The following is a 21,169-nucleotide window of genomic DNA, read 5'->3' on the forward strand; positions in this document are numbered from 1 at the left end:
GCCTCGGCGCGGCCCGGCGCGCCGGCTCATCCGCTGCACCCGCAGGAATCGCGTATCCGCAGCGCCGGCGCGAGCCGGTGCACCGAGTAGTCGCCGCCGGGCTCGGCGATGCGCCGCATCAGCAGGTCCACCGCGCGCGTGCCGATCTCCTCGAGCGGCTGGGCCAGCACGGTCAGCCGCGGGCTCACGTACTCGGCCCAGTCGAAATCGTCGAAGCCGACCAGGGCCATGCGGCCCGGCACCGCCACGTCCGCCTCGCGCAGCGCATGCATCGCGCCGATCATCATCAGGTTGTTCGACACCGTGATCGCGCTGGGCGGCTCGGGCAGCGCCAGCAGCGCATGCACGGCGCGCCGCGCCGGCTCCTTGTCGGAATGGCCGCATCGCACCAGCTCGGCGTCGAAGGGCAGGCCCGCGCGATCGAGCGCGAGCCGGTAGCCGTCGAGCCGCTCGACCGAGGTCGGGATGTCGGGCGCGCCCGACACGAAGCCGATCCGGCGATGGCCGTGCCCGACCAGGTGCGCGACCAGGCTCGCGATCGACTCGAGGTTCTCCACGCCGATCTGGTCGAAGCGGCCGGTGGTGATGCGGTCCACCATCACCGAGGGAATCCGCGCGGTCTCCAGGTAGTCGAGCGCGCGACGCTCGGGGCCGACGGTCGGCGCCAGGATGATGCCGTCCACGCGGCGCTGGTGCAGCGCCTGCACCACGCGCAGTTCCTGGCCCGGATCGTCGTGCGTGTCGGCCAGGAACATCATCAGGCCGCGCCGCGCGCACTCGGCCTCGATGGCGCGCACCGTTTCCGAGAAGTAGTGGTTGGTCAGCGCCGAGATCGCCACGCCGATGGTGCGCGAGGCCGCGCCGGCCAGCGCCTGGGCCAGCGTGTTCGGCACGTAGCCGGTCTTGCGGATCGCCTCGCGCACGGCCTCGACCGTCGCCGGGCTGACCTTGCGCGTGCCGTTCAGCACATGCGAAACCGTGGACATGGAGACATTCGCCTCGCGGGCGACATCTTCCATCGTGGCCATGCATCGTTCTCCGTGACGGCGGACGGCACCGTGCGCGGCCGTCTCCAGGCAGCGCCAGCCCGCTCCAACGCGAGCTAGTATAGAGAACGCAAGCGCTTGCGCAAGCGCTTTCGTCTAGGAAAAAACCCGCAGCCGAGGAGCATTTTCGCGCCGCGCCAAGCGATCAGCGAAAGAGAAAGAACACCGCGCGCCAAAGCCTGGCGATTAATCCGGCCAAGCACGCGCGGCAAGAATGCCGATTGATATTGGCGCGAATGCCGAAAATCAACATCCAGCCCCGCCCTGATTTTCCGACCAGGCCCCCGCTTCTCACCCGGCAATGAAAACCATCGCGCCGCAAACAAGTCTCCATTGAGCGGGATTAACCAGCGACTCACTACCATCTCGCATCGCGGCAATAAAAAACCCGCCCGATCGGAGCGGGCGGGTTTCAATCGCTCGTCATGCGCGGCGAGTCGCGCCGCGCATGCAACCGGCACGCCTCATGCGGCGCGTTCGTTTTCCTGCAGCAGCCACTGCACCGCGACTTCCTGGTCCTCGACGCGATGGACCGTCTCGCCCTGCACGTAGGTATAGGACGCCTTGCCGGCGCGACCCCACACGCTGTCGAGCTGGATCAGCAGCTCGGTGACGTGCGGCGCGCCCAGCAGCGGCGGAATCGCCGTGCCCTGCAGCGCATAGACCTGCTTGGCACCGCCGACGCCCAGCGAATGCACCGAGCCGTGGAAGGCCGATTGGTTGTGCAGCGGCGGGTTGGTGGCCTGGCTCAGCACGCCGTGGCCCGTCACCTGGCTGGTGCCCTGCGGCACGGTGAGGATGGCCTTGAGCAGCAGCCCACCGGGCAGGCCCAGCTTGCCGATCGTGAAATTGCCGGTGTGATTGAAAGGATGAAGTTCTGCCATGATGGTCCCCGTAGGTGGTTGAATGGCGATTTTCGTTTTACCGCGTCATCCCCGAATTAATCGAGGACAAGAGAAAATTAGCATGCAGGTTTTCACATCACCACTGACAGATTTACGAGGTTGAATCGTTAAAATCAAAAATTTATCGAATGCATAGGCGGCGATTTGATTATCAAGATAATAGGAAGGTATTTAATCGAGTCATTAATGGAGTCCGACTCGATCAGTTTTTTCCCAAATCCAGGGATTTGAATCGGAGCCAATGCAATCGGCCCGGCGCCTCCCGCCAGGGAAGCACCGGGCCGATCGTTTCCCGCCGCCGCCGGGGCCTTGCGTCAGGCGAACTGCCGCTCCACGCGCGCCAAGCGCCCTTCGTGCCGGATCGTCGCCTCGGCCGGTCGCAGCACCGCGTCCGACACCTCGAACACCGACACCGCCGCCTTCAACTGCTCGGTCTGCTGGTGCAGCGAGGAGGCCGCCGCGGCCGCCTCCTCCACCAGCGCCGCGTTCTGCTGGGTCATCTCGTCCATCTGCGTGACCGCCATGTTGACCTGCTCGATGCCCGTACTCTGCTCGCGCGAGGAGGCGCTGATCTCCTCCATGGTCTGCGCCACGCGCGAGATGGTGGTCGAGACCCTGCCCATCGCCTCGCCCGCGTTCTCGACCAGCTCCGCGCCGCCGCGAATCAGCTCCACCGATTCGTTGATCAGCGCCTTGATCTCCTTGGCCGACTGCGCGCTGCGTTGCGCCAGGCCGCGCACCTCGCCCGCCACCACCGCGAAGCCGCGGCCCTGCTCGCCGGCGCGGGCCGCCTCCACCGCCGCGTTGAGCGCGAGGATATTGGTCTGGAAGGCGATGCCGTCGATCACCGAGATGATCTCGGCGATGCGGTCCGAGCTCTGCGCGATGCTGTGCATCTTGTCCACCACCTGGTTGACCACCTCGCTGCCCTGGGCGGTCGCCTCCAGCGCGCTGGCGGCCAGGCTGTTGGCCTCGCGCGCGTGCTCCGCGTTGTGGCGCACGGTGGAGGTCAGCTCCTCCATGCTCGAGGCGGTTTCCTCCAGCGAGGCGGCCTGGCTCTCGGTGCGCGCCGACAGGTCGGCGTTGCCGGTGGCGATCTCGTCGGCGCCCAGGTGGATCGCGTCGGCCGATTCGCGCACCAGCTTGACGGTGCCCGCCACGCTGGCCTGCATGTTGGCCAGGCCGGCGAACAGGTGGCCGATCTCGTTGCTGCCGCGCGCGGCGATCGGCGTGTCGAGCTTGCCGGCCGCGATCCGGTCGAAGTGGCGCCCCGCTTCCTCGAGCGGCGCGACCAGGCCGCGCCGCAGCCCGAGGTGGATGGCCGCCGTGACGGCGGCCAGGAACAGCAGGATCACCACGCCCACCAGCTTGAACAGCGACAGGCGCGCGTCGATCGCGTCGAGCGAGGCGCGCCCCGAGCTGCCCGCATAGGCCTCGAAGCCGCGCACCTCCTTCAGGTAGTTGTCCTGGAAGGACTGGGTGGGCTGGTCGAGGAAGGCCTGCACGTTGCCGGCATCGAGGAACTGCGCCAGCTCGCCGAGCGCGGCGTGGTACTTGCCGTAGCGATCCACCAGCTCGGCCGCGCCGGGCGCGGCGTGCTCGCCGCGGCTGGCCTCGGCGAAACGCGCGAAGCTCTGCTCGGCCGCGCCGAGCTGCTCGCGCGCGTGCTGCACGATGTCGGTCGGCTCCACGCCGCCCTTCACCATGCGCGTGCCGGCGCGCGAGAGATTGATGCGCGCGTCCATCAACTGCTGGGTGGCATCGGTGACGGACTTCATCTGCTCGACGGCCACGTTCGACAGTTCGATGACGTTGTCGTGCGTGCGCGTGAGCGCCCAGTAACCGAGCGCGGCGGTGACGAGCTGGAACGCGCAGAACGCGACCAGGACGCACAGCAAGCCGGTTGAAACCTTGATTTTGCTGAACATGCTAATTAACGGAATGAGCGTCGGGGGATCCGACGCTGCGTAACCGCGGTTAACGGCCCGCGCGCCAGCGGCTTGAATCGTAATTCGGGGCACGGTTTCGCCTTGCCGTCCCCACCACGCACCGGAAATGGGCGCATCCGCCCCACGAGGGCAAACCCCAATGACATCCGATCCCGACGACGGTTACTGTATCGATACACTAAATCGATACAGTGTCGAGCGACGGGCCGCGCCGATACCGGGACACCTTCAATCACGAACCAGCCCTGCCCGCTGCGCGGCAACGGCAATCAGGAGACACCACATGCAGTCGACTTCCCGCAGACGCTTCCTCCAGACCGCCTCGGCGGCATCGCTCGCGGCCGCGAGCCTCGGCCTGCCGGCCATCGCGCGCGCCGATTCACCGGTCGCGCTGCGGCTGTCCTCGTCGATGCCGGCCAACGAGAACGCCGCGCATTACGTCTGGTACCAGCACCTGGCGGCGAACCTGAAGGCCAGCGTGGGCGACAGGATCCGCATCGACTTCTTCCCGAACAGCCAGCTCGGCAAGGAAAGCGACGTGGTGCAGCAGGTCAAGGTGGGCGCGGTGGACATGATGGTGTCGGGCTCCTCGATCTGGGCGACGGTGCTGCCCGAGCTCGGCATGCTCGACCTCGGCTACCTGTTCGACGGTTTCGACCACGTCGGCCGCGCCATGGACCGCTCGGTGGGCGCCTCGTTCGACAAGCTGCTGCAGCAGCGCGCCGGCTGCTCGGCGGTGGCCTGGGGCTACTCGTTCGGCGGGCGCAACGTGTTCACCAAGAAGCCGGTGCAGTCGCTGCAGGACTTGAAGGGCCTGAAGCTGCGCGTGCTGCCCACGCCGGCCTTCATGGACACCTTCCGGCTGATGGGCGCGGTGCCCACGCCGATCCCGATCGGCGAGCTCTACATGGCCGCGCAGACGGGCGTGGTGGACGGCTTCGAGCACGACTGCGCGACCGTGCTGGCCAGCAAGTTCGACGAGGTGGTGAAGTCCTGCTGGCAGACCCAGCACGTGTTCAGCCCGGTGGTGGCGGTGATGGGCCGCCGCGCGCTGGCCAAGATTCCCGAGGCGCTGCGCCCGGCCTTCCAGGCCGCCATGCAGGACGCCACCGCCAAGCAGCGCCAGGCCGCGATCCAGACCGCCGCCAACGCCGAGCAGCAGCTCAAGCAGCACGGCATGCGCTTCACGCCGATGTCGCCGGCCGACCGCGATGCGGTGCGCCACACCATGCAGACCCAGCTCTACGCGAGCTTCTCGAAGCAGTACCCGGCCACCTCGCCGTTGTTCCAGGCCATCGCGGCCGCGCGGAGCTGAGCTCATGCGCGCCCTGTCCACCTCGCCCGATCCCTCGGCGGCCCCGGCGGCAGCCTCGCCCGACTCCACCGCGCCGTCCGCCGCCCGGGCCGGCACGCCGCTGGCGCGCGGCCTGGCCGCGCTGCTGCACGGCATCGAGTATTTCTGCGCGGCCGTGCTCGCGGCCGACGTGGCCGTGGTGTTCGTCTCGGTGATCTACCGCTACTTCCTGCACGACCCGGTGGACTGGGCCGAGGAGGTGGCGGGCGCGCTGATGATCGTGCTGGTGTTCTGCGGCGCGGCCAGCGTGCTGGCGCGCAGCCAGCACGTCGGCGTCGACCTGTTCCGCGGCATGCTGCCCGGGCGCTGGCAAGCCACCCTGGTGCAGGCCGGCCACTGGGTGATCGCCGCGGTGGCGGGCAACCTCTGCGTGTCCTCGGTGTTCCTGCTGCTCGACTCCTTCGGCCAGCAGACGCCCAGCGGCCTGCCCGCCTGCATCAACGTCTATCCGCTGGCGGCCGGCAGCGCCTTCATGACCGTGTTCGGCCTGGCCAATGCCCTGAACGGCCCGCGCCGCGAGGTGCTGCGCTCGCTGGTGCTGTGCCTGGCGGCGGCGGGTGCCGTGTTCGGCTGGAACGCGCTCGCGCCGGCCCACGCGATCGGCCCGGGCCTGCTGATGGCGGCGGGCTTTGTGGGCGGCCTGCTGCTGGGCGTGCCGATCGGCTTCGTGCTGGCCTTCTCGGCCCTGCTCTACTTCCTCGCCGAACCCTCGCTGCCGATGCTGGTCTACGCGCAGCAGGTGATGGCGGGCACCGATCACTTCGTGCTGCTGGCGATCCCCTTCTTCGTGCTGGCCGGCCTGCTGATGGAAAGCAACGGCATGTCCTCGCGCCTGATCGAGCTGCTGCTGCGCCTGTTCGGGCGCGTGCGCGGCGGCCTGGGCCTGATCACCATCATCGCCACTGCCTTCTTCTCGGGCGTGTCGGGCTCCAAGCTGGCCGATATCGCCGCGGTGGGCGGCGTGGTGATGCCGGCGGTGCGCCAGAGCCGCGAGGATCCCGACGAGGCCGCGGCCCTGCTGGCCGCCAGCGCGGTAATGGCCGAAACCATCCCGCCCTGCGTGAACATGATCATCATGGGCTTCGTCGCCAATATCTCGATCGCGGGGCTGTTCCTGGCCGGGGTGGTACCGGCCGCGGTGCTGGCCGTCGCGCTGGCCGCGGTGACCGTGATCGCCGGGCGCCGCATCGACCTGGCCGCGGCGCTGCCCAACCCGCGCAACTGGCTGCCGCTGCTGGGCGGCGCGCTGGTGGCCCTGCTGATGATCACCATGATCGGCAAGGGCGTGACCTCGGGCATCGCCACCTCGACGGAAGTCTCGGCCTTCGCGGTGGTGTATGCGCTGCTGGTGGGCTGGCTGGCGTTCCGCGAGCTGAACCCGCGGCTGATCGTGCGCGTGTTCGTGCGCGCCGCCTCGATGGCCAGCAGCATCCTGTTCATCGTGGCGGCGGCTTCCAGCGTGTCCTTCGCGCTGACCATCGAGCAGGTGCCGATGCTGGTGTCCGATTCGATGATCGCCTTCGCGCACCAGTACGGGCCGACCATGTTCATCATTCTGTCGGTACTGCTGATGATCGTGTTCGGCGCGGTGCTGGAAGGCGCGCCGGCGCTGATCATCTTCGGCCCGCTGCTCACCCCGATCGCCATGCAGCTGGGCATCAACCCGCTGCACTTCGGCACCGTGATCGTGGTGGCGATGGGGCTGGGCCTGTTCGCGCCGCCCATCGGCCTGGGCCTGTTCGCGACCTGCGCGATCACCGGCACCGAGGTGAAGGCGGTGGCGCGCCCCATGCTCAAATATCTGGTGGTATTGTGCGCGGCTCTCGTGGTACTGATCCTGGTACCGTCGTTTTCCCTGTGGTTGCCGACCCGGCTCGGCCTGTAGCCGGTAACAAGATCCAGACATGAGCACCATTCAGGATGTCGCGCGCCAGGCCGGCGTGTCCGTCAGCACGGTATCGAACGTCCTCAACGGCCGCATCGACCAGATGCGCGAGGACACGCTGGCGCGCGTGCGGGCCGCGATGGAGGCGCTGCAGTATCGCCCCAGCAAGCTCGCGCGCCAGCTCAAGACCGGCCAGACGCCGCTGGTCGGCCTGCTGCTGCCCTCGATCGCCAACCCGATGTTCGGCTACATCGCGCGCGAGATCGAGACGCTCGCGCAGGAGCGCTACGGCCATCGCGTGCTGATCGGCAACACCTATCGCGACCCGCGCAAGGAAGCCTCGTTCTTCGAGGACCTGTTCTCGCAGGGCGTGCGCCGCGTGATCGTGCTCTCCTCGCTGGCCGACGAGGGCCACCTGGAGACCGCCGCCGCGCGCGGCATGGTGGTGGTCAGCTACGACCGCCGCGCGATCGACGGCGAGCCCAGCCGCATCGACCACGTCACGCCCGACAACTTCGGCGCCGCGCGCCTGGCCACGCGCCACCTGATCGAGCACGGCCACACGCGGCTGGCATACGCGACCCTGGCCGGCGTCACCATGAGCCGCCGCGACAAGATCGACGGCTTCCTGGCCGCCGCGGCCGAGGCGGGCCTGGCCGCCAGCGCGCGCGTGCTCGACAGCGGCCACGTGGACGAATACGGCGATTCGATGATCGCGCAGAACGGCCTGGAGCTGGCGCGCCGGCTCGCGCTCGACGCCGAGCGCCCGAGCGGCATCGTGGCCGTCAACGACCTGATGGCGCTGGGCCTGATGGCCGGCCTGCGCGAGGCGGGCCTGCGCGTGCCGGAGGATATTTCCGTGGTCGGCATGGACGGCCATTTCCTCGGCGCGATCTCGAACCCGGCGCTGACCACCGTGCAACTGCCGGTGCCGGCGATGGCCGCGGCGATGGTGGAGCGCGTGATGCGCGCCCCCGAAGCCCTGCGCGAACACGAGCCCACGCTCTTTACGGACATCGCGCTCGTCGAGCGCGAATCGGTCGCGCGTCCGTCCCGGACCCGGCCTTAAAGGACTCTTCACATGACCCAGGTATTCGTGAGCCATCCGCGCTCGATGCTCGACCATTACTTCGGCGCGCACGCCACGGCCGCGCTGGGCGCGATCGCCGAGGCGCGCTTCAACCCCGAGGACCGCGAGCTGAGCACCGCGGAACTGATCGAGGCGGCACGCAATGCCGACATCATCATCGGCTATCGCCAGACGCCGGCGCCGCGCGCGCTGTTCGAGGCGCTGCCGGATCTGCTCGCCTTCGCGCGCTGCGCGGTCGACATCCGCACCATCGACGTGGCCGCCGCCAGCGAGCACGGCGTGCTGATCACGCAGGCCAGCGCCGGCTTCATGGCCGCCGTCAGCGAGTGGGTGATCGGCGCGATGCTGGACCTGTCGCGTTCGACCACCGACTACGCCGCCGCCTACCGCCGCGGCGAGCGCCCGGTGCCGCGCATGGGCCGCGAGCTGCGCGGCGCCACGCTCGGCGTGATCGGCTACGGACAGATCTCGCGCTATCTGTGCGAGCTGGCGCTGGCCTTCGGCATGCGCGTGGTGGTGGCCGACCCGTTCGCCACCGTCACCGACCTGCGCATGCACCAGGCCGGGCTCGAGGCCCTGCTCGGCGAGGCCGACTACGTGGTATGCCTGGCGCCGGCCAATGCCGACACGGCGCAGTTGATGAACGCCGAGCGTTTCGCGGCGATGAAGCCCGGCGCGGTGTTCGTCAACGCGGCGCGCGGCGAGCTGGTGGACGAGGCGGCCCTGCTGGCCGCGCTCGACGGCGGCCGGCTCGGCGGCTGCGCGCTCGACGTCGGCATGGCCGCCGACCAGATGCCCTCGGCGCGACTGGCCGCGCATCCGCTGGTGATCGCCACGCCGCACGTGGGCGGCCTCACGCCCGGCGCGATCGAGCACCAGTCGCTCGAGACCGTCGCCCAGGTCGAGGCGCTGCTGCAGGGGCGCATCCCCGCCGGCGCCGTGAATGCCGCCCATGCCACGCGCCTGGCGCGTCGCCAGCCGATCGAACTCCAGGAGCCGAACCGATGAGCCCGGTGCACGCGCTGGCAGGCGCCTGCGACTGCCATGTCCACATCTACGACGACGCCTACCCGCTCGCCCCGAGCGCAACCTTCGTGCCGCCGCCGGCGCCCGCCACCGCCTATCGCGACATGCAGCGCGCGCTCGGCCTGTCGCGCGTGGTGGTGGTGCAGCCGACCGGTTACGGCACCGACAACCGCTGCACGCTGGCCGCGATCGAGCAGCTCGGCGACGGCGCGCGCGGCGTGGCGGTGGTGGAGCCCGGCGTGGACGACGAGGAACTGCAGCGCCTGCACGCGGGCGGCATGCGCGGGCTGCGCTTCATGATGCTGCGCGGCGGCGTGCTGGGCTGGGATGCGCTCACGCCGCTGGCCTCGCGCATCGCCGCGCTCGGCTGGCACATCAACCTGCAACTGGACGGCCGCACCCTGCCCGACTACGAGGCGCTGCTCGCGCGCCTGCCCACGCGGCTGGTGATCGACCATCTCGGCAAATTCCTCGGGCCGGTGGCCGCCGACGGCGAGGCCTTCGCGGCGCTGTGCCGGCTGCTCGACGGCGGGCGCTGCTGGATCAAGCTGTCGGCGCCCTATGAGAGTTCGCGCGAGGGGCCGCCCGCCTACCAGGACGTGGCCTGGATCGCGCGCGAGCTGGCCGCGCGTTATCCCGAGCGCTGCCTGTGGGCCTCGAACTGGCCGCATCCGAACGTGAAGCCGGTGCCCGACGACGCGGCCTTGCTCGACTGGGCAATCGGCAACCTCAGCAGCGCCGCCACGCTGGCGCGGATCCTGGTGACCAATCCGGCCGAGCTGTATGGGTTCGCGTCAGGCGACGGCGCGGCCTGAAGAAACTCGGGCGGCCACCCGATCGTGGTGGCCGCCGATCGGCATCGAATTAAAAAATTTACAAGCTCGATCCGCGTCTCGAATCTTCAATACCCCGATTTTCAATACGGAACAATTTACTCAAATCGATTTTCGAATTCGATAAAAAATACTTGATACAAAATACGAATCGAATCGGCAATCCTCCCGGCGATACCACGACAAAATCTGCAAAAATCAGGCTCATCAAGCATTTTCATCGAGTCGAATCGCTTTCAACAGCATTTCAATTACGCTTTACACCACACTGGAAACAAGCAATCCCGAATCGAATAATCGGGATCGCCATTCCATTCACAAATATGACATCGGCCTTGAATCAAGATATCGCCATCTTGAATTCGAACATAATCACAGGTCGGCAAAATGAAAGAATCGAGGGTTCTGGTGGTGCTGGCCGCGCTGCTGATGCTGGCCGGCTGCGACAAGGGAAATCCGGCCGGCGCCGCGTCCTCGCGGCAGGATTTCGCGGCGCTCTCGCTGCACCCGGCCGATAACGCGGGGGGCGCCAATCGCTTCGGCACCGCGCCCGATTCCAGCGCCCCCGGCACGGCCCCCGCCGCCGCGCCGCCCATCGCCGACGCGCCGCACGACACCTCCCCGATCGACCCGCCCTCGCCGGCCATCGCGATGTCGGCCGGCGTGACCGAAACCGTCGATCCGCCGCGCGCCGCCCAGGCGCTGGCGCCCACCATCGATCCCGGCCACGGCGAGTCCGCCTGGCTGGCCGCCGAGCAATCCACCCCGGTCGTCCACTACCCGCCCGAGCCCGCGGCGGACGCCAGCAACTGACCGGTATCGAAGTCCTCAGCAGTCCTGGCAGTTCCCGGCAGTTCGCCAATAGAAAGCCGCCCACAAACGTATCACCGTATCTCTCACGAGAGGCCCGACCATGTCTACCTACAATCGACGACGCTTCCTGCAGACCGCCGCCTCGACGGCCGGCGCAGCCGCTGCCCTGACGGTGTTCCCCGATGCGATCCGCAAGGCGCTCGCCATTCCGGCGGCTTCCGGCACGGGTTCGATCCAGGACGTGCAGCACGTCGTGGTGCTGATGCAGGAAAACCGCTCGTTCGACCATTACTTTGGCCACCTGCGCGGCGTGCGCGGCTACAACGACCGCTTCCCGATCCCCCTGGCCAGCGGCCAGCCGGTCTGGTTCCAGCCGTCCAAGGCCAACCCGCAGACGCCGGTGCTGCCGTTCCGCTACAACGTCAACAAGATCAGCGAGTGCCTGGGCGACCTGGACCATAGCTGGTACCCGACCCACAACGCGATCAACAACGGCCGCATGGACGCCTGGCCGGCCAACAAGTCCGACCTGACGATGGGCTACCACGTGCGCGAGGACATCCCGTTCCACTACGCGCTGGCCGACGCGTTCACGATCTGCGATCACTATTTCTGCTCGATGCCGGGGCCGACGCACCCGAACCGCACCTACCTGATGACCGGCATGGTGGACCCGACCGGCAAGCAGGGCGGCCCGCTGCTGGACAACAACGACGCGGTCGACAACGACCTGCCGCCGAAGTGGGACCTGCTGACCTGGACCACCTACCCGGAGCGCCTGCAGGCCGCCGGCATCTCCTGGCAGCTCTACCAGCAGGGCGTGAACGGCAACGATCCGGTGAACGGCAACTACGGCACCAACATGCTGCCGAACTTCGCCAACTTCATCAACGCGCCGGCCGGCTCCGCGCTGCAGACGCGCGGCAACGCGGTGCGCACCCTGGTCGACCTCAAGAACGACGTGCTGGCCAACAAGCTGCCGCAGGTCTCCTGGCTGTGCCCGCCGGCGATCTATTCCGAGCACCCGAGCTACACGCCGGCCTACGGCGCGACCTACATCGCCCAGATCCTCGACGCGCTGACCGCGAACCCGGATGTGTGGAGCAAGACCGCCTTCTTCCTAATGTACGACGAGAACGACGGCTTCTTCGACCACATCGCCCCGCCGCAACCGCCGACCAACCGCGCCCAGGGCCTGTCGACGGTGGACGTGAGCGCCGAGATCCACAACGTGGTGAACCCGCTGCGCGGCGGCAGCTACACGGCCGACAACCTGCCCTACGGGATGGGCCCGCGCGTGCCGATGATCGTGATCTCGCCCTGGACCAAGGGCGGCTACGTCAACTCGCAGGTGTTCGACCACACCTCGGTGATCCGCTTCATCGAGCAGCGCTTCGGCGTGATGGAGCCGAACATCACCCCGTGGCGCCGCGCCGTGTCGGGCGACCTGCTGAGCTGCTTCGACTTCAGCACGCCGGACGCCGCGTTCCCGACGCTGCCGAACACCAGCAACTACCAGGCGATGTCCGACGCGTCCTGCCAGAACCCCAAGGCGGTGGTGCCGGCGGTGCCGAGCCCCACCTCGATCAAGGAACAGGAAACCGGCGTGCGCGCCGCGCGCGCCCTGCCCTACGAGCTGCACGCCAACGGTCGCGAAGTCAGCAAGGACAACGAATTCCAGATCAACTTCTCGAACACGGGCAAGGTGGGCGCGAGCTTCTACGTGTACTCGACCAACCGAAGCGACGGCCCGTGGCGCTACACGGTGGAGGCCGGCAAGTCGATCGCCGACACCTTCAACCTGGCCGGCACGGACGGCGTCTACAACTTCCTGGTGTATGGCCCGAACGGTTTCGTGCGCCAGTTCGTCGGCGCGATCCCGCAGGACAAGAAGACCCGGAACAAGTCGGCCAAGCCGGTGGTGGTGGTGGGCTACGACGCGGCCAACGGCAACGTCATGCTGAAGATCAGCAACAAGGGCGCCAAGGCCGTGAAGCTGTCCGTCACGGATAACGCCTACGGCGCGCAGACGCGCCACTTCTCGATCCCGTCGGAAGGTTTCGTCGAGGAAGTCTGGACGCTCAAGCACAGCCACCAGTGGTACGACCTGACCGTCTCCGACGGCGCGGCCTTCGCCTGGCGCGCCGCCGGCCACGTGGAGAACGGCAAGAGCAGCTTCAGCGATCCGGCCGCCACGCAGGTGGTGACCGAGCTGCCGAGCTCGATCACTTCCTCGCCGACGGCGATCGCGATGCAGGACCTGGACCTGCCGGACATGCTCGACGCCTGAGCGGTCGGGCCAGCCCGCCAGCCGGCCCCGCTCGCGCGGGGTCGGTCAGGGACGCCACCGGCACCGCGTGCCGGTGGCGTTGCCGTTTCAGATCACGTGCAGCACGCCGCGGACGAACACCGTCGCGGCCGCCAGGATCGCCACGCCGAAAACCAGGCCGGCCAGGTGCGCGCCGAGCAGGCGCCAGGCCAGTGCGGCTTCGCTGTCGTGCTCGTGCTCGTGCTCGTGCTCGCCGCTCGCCCGGGCGCGGCCGGCGTGATCGATCTTTCGCAGGGATTCACCGGCGCAGGCCATGGTTCGCGAACTCAGCCCGCCGTGGCTTCGGCAAGCGCCGCATCGCTTCCGCCGGCCAGCCATTTGTCGAAGCGATAACCGGGTTCCACGTCTTCGCCGAAATCGTGCGCGTAGAACAGCCGATAACCGCTGCTCCGGTACAAGCCGATCGCCTCGGGCTGGCGCGGCCCCGTGCTGAGATAGACGCGCGTATAACCAAGCCCCAGCGCGCGCCGCTCCAGCTCGGCCAGCACGCGCCGCGACAAGCCCTGCCCGCGATGCTCGCGGGCCACCCAGATGCGCTTGAACTCGGTGGTGCCGGCGTCGGCGTGAGGCATGAAGGCGCCGCCCGCGATCGCGATGCCCTCGCGCAGCAGCAGCACCAGCGCGCCGAGCGGCGGCTCGAAATGCTCGGGCGGATAACGCACGAACTCCTCGCGCAGCGCCTCGGGATCGACCAGCCCGGCGTAGCGGCTGCCGTATTCGTAGGCCAGTTCCTCGAACAGCGGCCGCGCGCGCGGATCGACGACGCTCACGCCGACAAACACCTCGCTCGCGCCCGAACGCGCCACCTCTCGCGCCGCCGGCGCCTCGCTCGCTGGCACGCTCATCCCAAGCCCCCTCTTCGCCGAGGCATCACAGCACCTTCGACAGGAAATCGCGCGTGCGCGGATGGGCCGGCTCGACCAGCACGCGCGAGGGCGGCCCCGATTCGAGCACGCGGCCGCCGTCCATGAACACGATGGTGTCGGCCACCTCGCGCGCGAAGCCGATCTCGTGCGTGACGATCAAGAGCGTGGTGCCCGAGTTCGCCAGTTGGCGGATCACGTCGAGCACCTCCTTGACCAGTTCGGGATCGAGCGCCGAGGTGGGCTCGTCGAACAGCAGCACCTTGGGCTTGAGCGCCAGCGCCCGCGCGATCGCCACGCGCTGCTGCTGGCCGCCCGAGAGCTGGCGGGGCCAGGCCTCGGCCTTGTCGGCCAACCCGACGCGCGCCAGCAGCGCGCGCGCCTCGCGTTCGGCGCGCTCGCGCGGCACGCCGGCCGCCAGCGGCGCTTCCACGAGGTTGTCCAGCACGTTCAGGTGTGGAAACAGATGGAAGCCCTGGAACACCATGCCGACGCTGCCGCGTCGGCGCAGGATCTCGCCTTCCCGCAACTCGCGCAGCGTGTCGCCATCGCGACGATAGCCGACCAGCTCGCCGTCGATCTCGATGAAGCCGTCGTCGACGCGCTCGAAGTGGTTGATCGAGCGCAGCAGGGTGGACTTGCCCGAGCCCGACTGGCCGAGGATCACCGTCACGCTGCCCGGCGCCACGCTCAGCGACAGGCGATCGAGCACGGTATTCGAGCCGTAGCGCTTGGACACCTGGTGGATGCGCACCGCGCCGCCCGCGCGGCGTTCGGCCCAGCTCGCGACCGACGCGGCATCGACACCGGCTTGCGCCGTGGCGATGTCGCGCGCACGGCCGGCACGGCGCGCCCCGGCAAGCAGCCCCCGCAGCATGGCCGCGAGCCGCGACGGCGCCACGCCCTCGCGCGTCGCGCCGCGCGAGAAATGCCGCTCCACCAGCCCCTGCAGGGCCGACAAGCCGGTGAGGATCACCAGGTACCAGACGGTGGCCACCATCAGCAGCGGAATCACCTCCAGATTGCGGTGGTAGATGATCTGCACGGTATAGAACAGGTCCGGCATGGCGAGGATGTAGACCACCGAGGTGCTCTTGGCCAGGCCGACCAGGTCGTTGAAGGCCGCGGGCAGGATGCTGCGCATCGCCTGGGGCAGGATGATGCGGCGGATCTGCCGGCCGCGCGGCAGGCCCAGCGCCGCGGCGGCCTCGCGCTGGCCGTGGTCGACCGACAGCAGCCCGCCGCGGATCGCCTCGGCCGAGAACGCGGCCTGGCTCAGCGTGAGGCCGATCGCGGCCGCCATGAAGGGCGTGACGAGCCCGGTGGTGGGCGCATCGAGCAGCACATGCCCGGTGAAGGGCATGGCGATATGCACCGTCTCGTAGAGATAGCCGAGGTTGTTCAGCAGGAGCAGCAGCACGATCAGCGGGATCGAGCGGAACAGCCAGATGTAGCCCCAGGCCAGCGCGCGCAGCAAGGGCGAGGCGGACAGGCGCGCCAGCGCCACCGGCAGCGCCAGCGCGAAGCCGGCCGTGCCGCCCACCAGGGTCAGCACCAGGGTCTTGACGAGGCCGTCGAGCACCGGCGGCGCGAAGAACCACTGCGCGAACACGCCCCATTCCCAGCGCGGATTGCCGAGCACCGAGTCGAGCACCAGCGCGAGCAGCGCGAGCGCCAGCACGCTGCCGGCGATGCGCCCCAGGCGCCGGTTCGGCACGATGCGCAGGTGCCGGTAGTCGTCGGGCCCGCCCGCCTCGCCGAGGGTACCCGCGCCGAGCGGGAGAGCCGCGATGTTCCGGGAGCTGTCGTTCATGGTCTGGACTCCTTCGGGCTCAGGCGGCGGCGTGTTCGGCGGCCTGGCGGGCGTGCCGGCTCTCGCGGCGTGGCAGGCCGAGATGGTCGCGCAAGGTCTGCCCGGTCAGCTCGCGCTGGTAGCGCCCGCGCGCTTCCAGCGCCGGAATCACGTGGCGCACGAAGTCGTCGAAGCCTTCGGCCTGCACCGGGAAGCCGAGGATGAAGCCATCGGCCGCGCCGGCGTCGAACCAGCGTATCAGTTCCTCGGCGATGCTCTCGCCGGTGCCGAGGAACTGCGCCTTCGGCGTGGTCACGTCGAGCGCCACCTGGCGCAGCGTCGCGCCGCTGGCCTTGGCCTCGGCCTTGATGCGGTCGGTGGTGGAGCGGAAGCTGTTGCGGCCGATCTCGCCGAGCTCGGGGAACGGCGCGTCGAGCGGGTACTGGCGGAAGTCGTGATGGTCGAAGAAACGGCCCAGGTAGGCCAGCGCCTCGTCGATGCTGACCAGCTCGCGGATCGCGCGATGCTTGGCCTCGGCCTCCTCGCGGGTGGCGCCGACGATCGGCCCGATACCCGGGTAGAGCTTCACGTCGCCGGCCGCGCGGCCGTGCCGGACGGCACTGGCGCGCACGCGCTCGGCGAATTCGCGGGTTTCCTCCAGCGAGGGCGAATGCGTGAACACCGCGTCGGCGTACTTGCCGGCCAGGTCGATGCCGGCATCCGACGAGCCGGCCTGGAAGATCACCGGCTGCCCCTGCGGCGAGCGCTGGATGTTCAGCGGCCCCGCCACCTCGAAGAAGCGCCCCTTGTGGTCGAGCGTGTGCAGCTTGTCGCGATCGAAGAAGCGGCCGCTGGCACGCTCGCGCACGAAGGCGTCGTCGTCCCAGCTATCCCACAGGCCCTGCACCACCTCCAGGTACTCGTCGGCGATCTCGTAGCGCAGCGCGTGATCGGGATGCTGCCCGCCGTAGTTCTTCGCCGAGCCTTCCAGCGGCGAGGTCACCACGTTCCAGCCGGCGCGCCCGCCGCTCAGCAGGTCGAGCGACGCGAACTGCCGCGCCACCGTGAACGGGTGGCTGTACGAGGTCGACAGCGTGCCGGCCAGGCCCAGCTTGGTGGTGGCTACCGCCAGCGCGGACAGCACCGAGATCGGCTCGAAGCGGTTCAGGAAGTGCGGGATCGAGCGCTCGTTGATATAGAGGCCGTCGGCCACGAAGGCGAAGGCGATGCCGTTGGCTTCCGCCTCGCGCGCGATGCGCGTGAGGAAGCCGAAGTTGACGCTCGCGTCGGCCGGGCCGGACGGGTGCCGCCAGGCGTTCATATGGCCGCCCGCGCCATGCAGCATGATGCCGAAGCTGAGGTTTTTCCGGGTCATGTCGGGATCCGCAATCAGTTAAACGAAGCACAAGGTGGAAGGCGCCGCTCGCGCGACGCCCGGTTTTTTCCCGCTCAGGCCGGCACCGCGTCCAGCGCGCCGGCGATCGCCTCGATCGAGGCCAGGCGCTTGGCGTGTTCGGCCACCGGCGTGTCGATCACGAACTCCTCGATGCCGAAGCGCCGGTGCAGCGCGTCGAGTTCGGCGCGGATCTCCTCGCCGGTGCCGGCCGCCGCGTGCGGGCGCAGTTCCTCGAGCCGGTAGTCGCTGGCGCCCACCTGCGCCGCATAGGCGGCGGCCGCCGCCTCGTTGGGCAGGTTCACGGCCTGCCCGTCGGGCAGGTGCAGCTTGACGATGCGCAGCGCGCCCAGCGCGGCGCGTGCCGCCTCGCCCGATTCGGCCGCGTAGGCGTAGAGCGCCAGCAAGGGCGCGCGGCCGCTGGCCTGGCGATAGGCCTCGATCGAGCGCTCGATGTTCGCCACGTCGCCGTTGAAGTGGCCGGCATAGCAGAACTGCCAGCCGTGGCGCGCCGCCAGCGTCGCGCTCGACGGGCTGCCGCCCAGCAGCACGCGCTGCGGCGCCTCGCCAGGCTGCGGGAAGGCTTGCGCGCCGGCCAGCGCGGGATCCTCGCTCGCGCCCTTGCTCACGAAACCGTCGAGCTCGGCGAACAGCGCATCGAACGACGTGCGCGTCGCGCGATCGTGCCGGGCCTGCAGCGCGCGCGTGGTGGCCGGCAGCCCGCCCGGCGCCTTGCCGATGCCGAGATCGACGCGCCCCGGCGCCAGCGCGGCCAGCAGCCGGAAGGTCTCGGCCACCTTGAAGGGGCTGTAGTGCTGCAGCATCACGCCGCCCGAGCCGATGCGGATCGACGAGGTGACGGCCAGCAGGTGCGCGATCAGCACCTCGGGCGCCGAGCTGGCCAGCGCGGGCGAGCCATGGTGCTCGGCCACCCAGAAGCGCCGGTAGCCGAGCGCCTCGGCGCGCCGCGCCAGGCGCAGCGTGGCCTGCAGGGCCTCGGCCGCGGTGCCGCCCTCGGGGATCGGGCTCTTGTCGAGAAGCGAAACGGTATAGCTCATGATTGCGGATTCCAATCCGGGAGCGGGCCCGGCGGGAAGTTTGGATGTCGCCTGACATCGGCGTGGCATCCATCGATTATGGTCAGTCGCGCGGCGCGCCGTTCGAGCAATTCCTGCGATGCATATGACGAAAAGCTCAGAACGCGTAACGCAGGCGCGCGTAGTAGAAACCGCCGTTCGCGCCGATGGTGGCCGCCGCCGAGTCGTAGCGGATCCCTTCCAACTGCGCCTCGTAGGGCAGCTCGGAAGGCTTCGCGTCGAACAGGTTGATGGCGCCCAGCGCGACCTGGAACCGCTTCGTGAGGTCGTAGCGGACCTCGATATCGGTGGTGTATTTCGCGGCGTTCCGGAAGCGCAGGAACTGCGTGGTCGAGAAGGCATTCGGGCCGACGATGTAGGTTTCCTCGCTGGTGGTGGGGCCGAAGCGCGTCTCGTGGATCGTCACGGCCCACTTGTCGCGATGCCAGGTGCCGCCGACGATCACGCGGTTCTTCGGCGTGGAGGTGGTGAGCCAGGCGATCTGCTGCGCGTTGAGCTGCGGCGCGCCGCTGGCGGTGGTGCCGGCGCGCGTCACCGAGGTGGTGTTGAAGTTCACGCCGAGATCCCAGTCCACCTGGCCGTAGGCGCCGAAGCCGGTATGCCAGGTGCCCGTCAGGTCGAGGCCGCGGGTGCGCGTGTCGGCGCCGTTGGTGAAGTAGCTGGCCGAGACGGACGAGGCCGGCACGCTGCCCGGCACCGACAGGCCGGCTGCCTGCAGCGCGGCGATGGCGGCCGTGCCCGAGGCGGTACCGCCCTCCACGATGCGGTCGCGGATGTCGATCTGGTAGGCGTCGATCGCCAGGTTCAGGTCGCGGGTGGGCGTCAGCACCAGGCCGAGGTTGAAGTTGGTGGATTTCTCCGACTTCAGCGGCTGCGCGCCGATCAGCCGGGCCGCGCCCGAATTGGCGGCCAGCAGCCCGTTGGCCGAGGCCGGCGAGACGTTGACGTTGGTGTAGTTCTCCTCGGCCAGCGAGGGCGCGCGAAAGCCGGTGCTGACGCTGCCGCGCACAGCCAGCGCCGGCGAGAACTGGTAGCGCGTGGCGAGCTTGCCGTTGGCGGTGTCGCCCACGTCGCTGTAGTGCTCGAAACGGCCGGCCAGGTCGATCTTCCAGCGCGGCGTGATCAAGGTCGAAAGATCCACGTAGGTGCCGAGCACGTCGCGCGAGGAACGGCTCGCGCTGACCGGCGCCAGCCCCGGCAGCGCCTGCGCGCCGCCCAGCAGGTAGGAAGCCTCGTCGCCGGGCGAGACGCTGTAGGTCTCGTGGCGCTGCTCCAGGCCGAAGGACACCGACAGCGGCGCCGGCAGCAGCGGCAGGCGCAAGGCGCGCGACAGGTCGAGGTTGTTGGTCAGCTGGGTGCTGCTGACCGTCGACAGGTGGAAGCTGGTGGGCGTATTGCCCTGCGCGCTGTACAGGCCCGTGTTGGCGGAATCGAGCAGGCCGAAGGATTCGTAGTTGCCGCCGTAGGTCGAGTTGAGATCCCAGCTGAAGCCGAACAGGTTCTCGCCCTTGATGCCGGCGGTGACCGAGAAGTCGTTCTCGTTGACGGTCTCGACCGGCGAGAAGCCGTTCGGGTAGACGGCCGGCAGCACCGTGCCGGGACGGAAGTTCTGGTAGGCCTCGCCGCGCCGGTGCGCGTAGGTGCCGAAGCCGTACAGCTCGACCGAATCGCCGAGGTGATAGCCGGCATTGAAGCCCACCGAGGTCCGGGTGCTGGCCGGGTCGCCCTCGATCGGGTTGGCGTAGCCCTGCCCCGGCGCGAAGCGGCCGAAATAGTCGTCGGGTCCGGTGCGCACCGTGTGGTTCTGCCGCGAGAAATCGGCGGCCAGGTCGAGGAAGCCGTTGCCGCCCAGGTTGAAGCCCGCCACGGCCGATTCGTTGTTGCGGAAGCCATCGCCAGCATAGGTCTGGCCGTTGCTCGACTCGACCGAGCCGCCGCGCGAGTTGCGTCGCAGGATGATGTTGATCACGCCTGCGATCGCATCCGAGCCGTATTGCGCGGCCGCGCCGTCGCGCAGGATCTCGATATGGTCGATCAGCGCCACCGGGATGGTGGAGATGTCGACGCCGGTGGAACCCTGGTTCAGGCCGCCATCCAGCGAGATATTGGCCGTTGTGTGGCGGCGCTTGCCGTTCACCAGCACCAGCACGTGGTCGGGCGTGAGGCCGTGCATCGACAGCACGTCGGTCAGCACCGCCGTGTCGCCCGCATAGGACTCGCGCGTGATCGAGGGCGAGAGCCGCACCAGCGCGTCGCGCAGGTTGGCCGCGCCGGTCTGCTGCAGTTGCGCGCCGCCGATCACGTCGACCGGCGTGAGGCTCTGGCTGGCGCGGGTTTGCGTGCGCGCGCCGGTCACCACCACGGCGTCCTGGCGCACCGTGACGGGCGCGCCGGTTGCCGTGCCTGCCGTCGCTCCCGCCGTCGCTCCCGCCGTCGCTCCCGCCGTTGCTCCGCTTGCCGCGGGCGTCACGCCAGCGTCGGGCGTCGCGTGCGCGGCAGGCACGGCCGGCGCGAGCGGCGAGCCGACTGGCCTCGCCTGTCCCTGCGGACCATGGCTCGTGCCCGCATCGTTCGTCGCCGGCGCGGCGGCCTGTGCCCAGGCCGAACCGCAGGCCAGCGCCAGCGCGCCAGCCGTCGCCCATCGCCAAGGCGCGACGGCCATGCCGCGCGCGCTTGCCCTGTGTTCCCTTTGTTCTGACTGCATCGACTATCCCGTGTACGAGACGAGCGTGGTCGCGCGCGCGCCTCGCGGGCACGCGCGACGAGGTCGGCCGTCGTCGTCGCGACGGCCTTC

At 69.2% G+C, this 21,169-nt stretch carries 16 protein-coding genes; 7 read left to right on the forward strand and 9 right to left on the reverse strand.

The window, feature by feature from the left end:
• Positions 1-26: 26 nt before the first annotated feature.
• From BM43_RS08675 to BM43_RS08685, 3 genes are all read right to left on the reverse strand, one after another.
• A complete protein-coding gene (locus BM43_RS08675; protein WP_025097879.1) occupies positions 27-1,028 on the reverse strand; it encodes a LacI family DNA-binding transcriptional regulator in 1,002 nt (333 codons plus the stop codon).
• 482 nt (positions 1,029-1,510) lie between these two features.
• Positions 1,511-1,930, reverse strand: a complete 420-nt coding sequence (locus tag BM43_RS08680; RefSeq protein WP_025101048.1) for a DUF1842 domain-containing protein — start codon at positions 1,928-1,930, stop codon at positions 1,511-1,513.
• Between the two features lie 335 nt (positions 1,931-2,265).
• Positions 2,266-3,879, reverse strand: a complete 1,614-nt coding sequence (locus BM43_RS08685) for a methyl-accepting chemotaxis protein (protein WP_036055859.1) — start codon at positions 3,877-3,879, stop codon at positions 2,266-2,268.
• A 304-nt stretch (positions 3,880-4,183) separates the two neighbouring features.
• Here BM43_RS08685 and BM43_RS08690 point away from each other — a divergent pair, with 304 nt between their 5' ends.
• The 7 genes from BM43_RS08690 to BM43_RS08720 all read left to right on the forward strand — a co-directional run bounded on the left by BM43_RS08690 (position 4,184) and on the right by BM43_RS08720 (position 13,191).
• A complete protein-coding gene (locus BM43_RS08690) occupies positions 4,184-5,215 on the forward strand; it encodes a TRAP transporter substrate-binding protein (RefSeq protein ID WP_036055858.1) in 1,032 nt (343 codons plus the stop codon).
• A 4-nt stretch (positions 5,216-5,219) separates the two neighbouring features.
• Positions 5,220-7,139 (forward strand): TRAP transporter large permease subunit, encoded by a 1,920-nt coding sequence (locus BM43_RS08695; RefSeq protein WP_036055857.1) that lies wholly within the window; start codon positions 5,220-5,222, stop codon positions 7,137-7,139.
• A gap of 19 nt (positions 7,140-7,158) precedes the next feature.
• Entirely contained in the window at positions 7,159-8,208 is a 1,050-nt protein-coding gene (locus BM43_RS08700; RefSeq protein ID WP_036055856.1) for a LacI family DNA-binding transcriptional regulator, read from the forward strand.
• A 12-nt stretch (positions 8,209-8,220) separates the two neighbouring features.
• Positions 8,221-9,237, forward strand: coding sequence for a hydroxyacid dehydrogenase (locus BM43_RS08705; protein ID WP_036055855.1), 1,017 nt, complete (start codon positions 8,221-8,223; stop codon positions 9,235-9,237).
• Positions 9,234-10,070: an amidohydrolase family protein gene (locus BM43_RS08710; protein WP_036055854.1), complete on the forward strand. Its 837-nt coding sequence runs from the start codon at positions 9,234-9,236 to the stop codon at positions 10,068-10,070. Before BM43_RS08705 ends, BM43_RS08710 begins: the two co-directional genes overlap by 4 nt.
• Positions 10,071-10,475: 405 nt before the next feature.
• Positions 10,476-10,901: a hypothetical protein gene (locus BM43_RS08715; RefSeq protein ID WP_120513429.1), complete on the forward strand. Its 426-nt coding sequence runs from the start codon at positions 10,476-10,478 to the stop codon at positions 10,899-10,901.
• A gap of 100 nt (positions 10,902-11,001) precedes the next feature.
• Positions 11,002-13,191, forward strand: coding sequence for a phosphocholine-specific phospholipase C (locus BM43_RS08720; RefSeq protein WP_036055852.1), 2,190 nt, complete (start codon positions 11,002-11,004; stop codon positions 13,189-13,191).
• 87 nt (positions 13,192-13,278) lie between these two features.
• Here BM43_RS08720 and BM43_RS08725 read toward each other — a convergent pair whose 3' ends face one another.
• From BM43_RS08725 to BM43_RS08755, 6 genes are all read right to left on the reverse strand, one after another.
• Entirely contained in the window at positions 13,279-13,485 is a 207-nt protein-coding gene (locus BM43_RS08725) for a hypothetical protein (RefSeq protein WP_036055851.1), read from the reverse strand.
• An 11-nt stretch (positions 13,486-13,496) separates the two neighbouring features.
• Positions 13,497-14,075 carry a GNAT family N-acetyltransferase gene (locus BM43_RS08730; protein WP_042284969.1) on the reverse strand — a complete coding sequence of 193 codons (579 nt, stop codon included), beginning with the start codon at positions 14,073-14,075 and terminating at the stop codon, positions 13,497-13,499.
• A gap of 25 nt (positions 14,076-14,100) precedes the next feature.
• Entirely contained in the window at positions 14,101-15,906 is a 1,806-nt protein-coding gene (locus tag BM43_RS38540) for an amino acid ABC transporter permease/ATP-binding protein (protein ID WP_080742074.1), read from the reverse strand.
• 19 nt (positions 15,907-15,925) lie between these two features.
• Positions 15,926-17,260, reverse strand: coding sequence for an LLM class flavin-dependent oxidoreductase (locus tag BM43_RS08745; protein ID WP_036055850.1), 1,335 nt, complete (start codon positions 17,258-17,260; stop codon positions 15,926-15,928).
• A gap of 74 nt (positions 17,261-17,334) precedes the next feature.
• The gene (locus BM43_RS08750; RefSeq protein WP_036055849.1) at positions 17,335-18,336 is read right to left on the reverse strand and encodes an LLM class flavin-dependent oxidoreductase; all 1,002 of its coding nucleotides are present in this window, start codon (positions 18,334-18,336) and stop codon (positions 17,335-17,337) included.
• Between the two features lie 136 nt (positions 18,337-18,472).
• The gene (locus BM43_RS08755) at positions 18,473-21,037 is read right to left on the reverse strand and encodes a TonB-dependent receptor plug domain-containing protein (RefSeq protein ID WP_232484044.1); all 2,565 of its coding nucleotides are present in this window, start codon (positions 21,035-21,037) and stop codon (positions 18,473-18,475) included.
• Between the last annotated feature and the right edge of the window lie 132 nt (positions 21,038-21,169).

Origin of the sequence: Burkholderia gladioli (assembly GCF_000959725.1) — a bacterium.
GTDB lineage: Bacteria > Pseudomonadota > Gammaproteobacteria > Burkholderiales > Burkholderiaceae > Burkholderia > Burkholderia gladioli.

Excerpts from the sequence above, each read along its gene's own strand:
- BM43_RS08675 (WP_025097879.1), bottom strand. The coding sequence starts at position 1,028 with ATGGCCACGATGGAAGATGTCGCCCGCGAGGCGAATGTCTCCATGTCC.
- BM43_RS08680 (WP_025101048.1), bottom strand. The coding sequence starts at position 1,930 with ATGGCAGAACTTCATCCTTTCAATCACACCGGCAATTTCACGATCGGC.
- BM43_RS08685 (WP_036055859.1), bottom strand. The coding sequence starts at position 3,879 with ATGTTCAGCAAAATCAAGGTTTCAACCGGCTTGCTGTGCGTCCTGGTC.
- BM43_RS08690 (WP_036055858.1), top strand. The coding sequence starts at position 4,184 with ATGCAGTCGACTTCCCGCAGACGCTTCCTCCAGACCGCCTCGGCGGCA.
- BM43_RS08695 (WP_036055857.1), top strand. The coding sequence starts at position 5,220 with ATGCGCGCCCTGTCCACCTCGCCCGATCCCTCGGCGGCCCCGGCGGCA.
- BM43_RS08700 (WP_036055856.1), top strand. The coding sequence starts at position 7,159 with ATGAGCACCATTCAGGATGTCGCGCGCCAGGCCGGCGTGTCCGTCAGC.
- BM43_RS08705 (WP_036055855.1), top strand. The coding sequence starts at position 8,221 with ATGACCCAGGTATTCGTGAGCCATCCGCGCTCGATGCTCGACCATTAC.
- BM43_RS08710 (WP_036055854.1), top strand. The coding sequence starts at position 9,234 with ATGAGCCCGGTGCACGCGCTGGCAGGCGCCTGCGACTGCCATGTCCAC.
- BM43_RS08715 (WP_120513429.1), top strand. The coding sequence starts at position 10,476 with ATGAAAGAATCGAGGGTTCTGGTGGTGCTGGCCGCGCTGCTGATGCTG.
- BM43_RS08720 (WP_036055852.1), top strand. The coding sequence starts at position 11,002 with ATGTCTACCTACAATCGACGACGCTTCCTGCAGACCGCCGCCTCGACG.
- BM43_RS08725 (WP_036055851.1), bottom strand. The coding sequence starts at position 13,485 with ATGGCCTGCGCCGGTGAATCCCTGCGAAAGATCGATCACGCCGGCCGC.
- BM43_RS08730 (WP_042284969.1), bottom strand. The coding sequence starts at position 14,075 with ATGAGCGTGCCAGCGAGCGAGGCGCCGGCGGCGCGAGAGGTGGCGCGT.
- BM43_RS38540 (WP_080742074.1), bottom strand. The coding sequence starts at position 15,906 with ATGAACGACAGCTCCCGGAACATCGCGGCTCTCCCGCTCGGCGCGGGT.
- BM43_RS08745 (WP_036055850.1), bottom strand. The coding sequence starts at position 17,260 with ATGACCCGGAAAAACCTCAGCTTCGGCATCATGCTGCATGGCGCGGGC.
- BM43_RS08750 (WP_036055849.1), bottom strand. The coding sequence starts at position 18,336 with ATGAGCTATACCGTTTCGCTTCTCGACAAGAGCCCGATCCCCGAGGGC.
- BM43_RS08755 (WP_232484044.1), bottom strand. The coding sequence starts at position 21,037 with ATGGCCGTCGCGCCTTGGCGATGGGCGACGGCTGGCGCGCTGGCGCTG.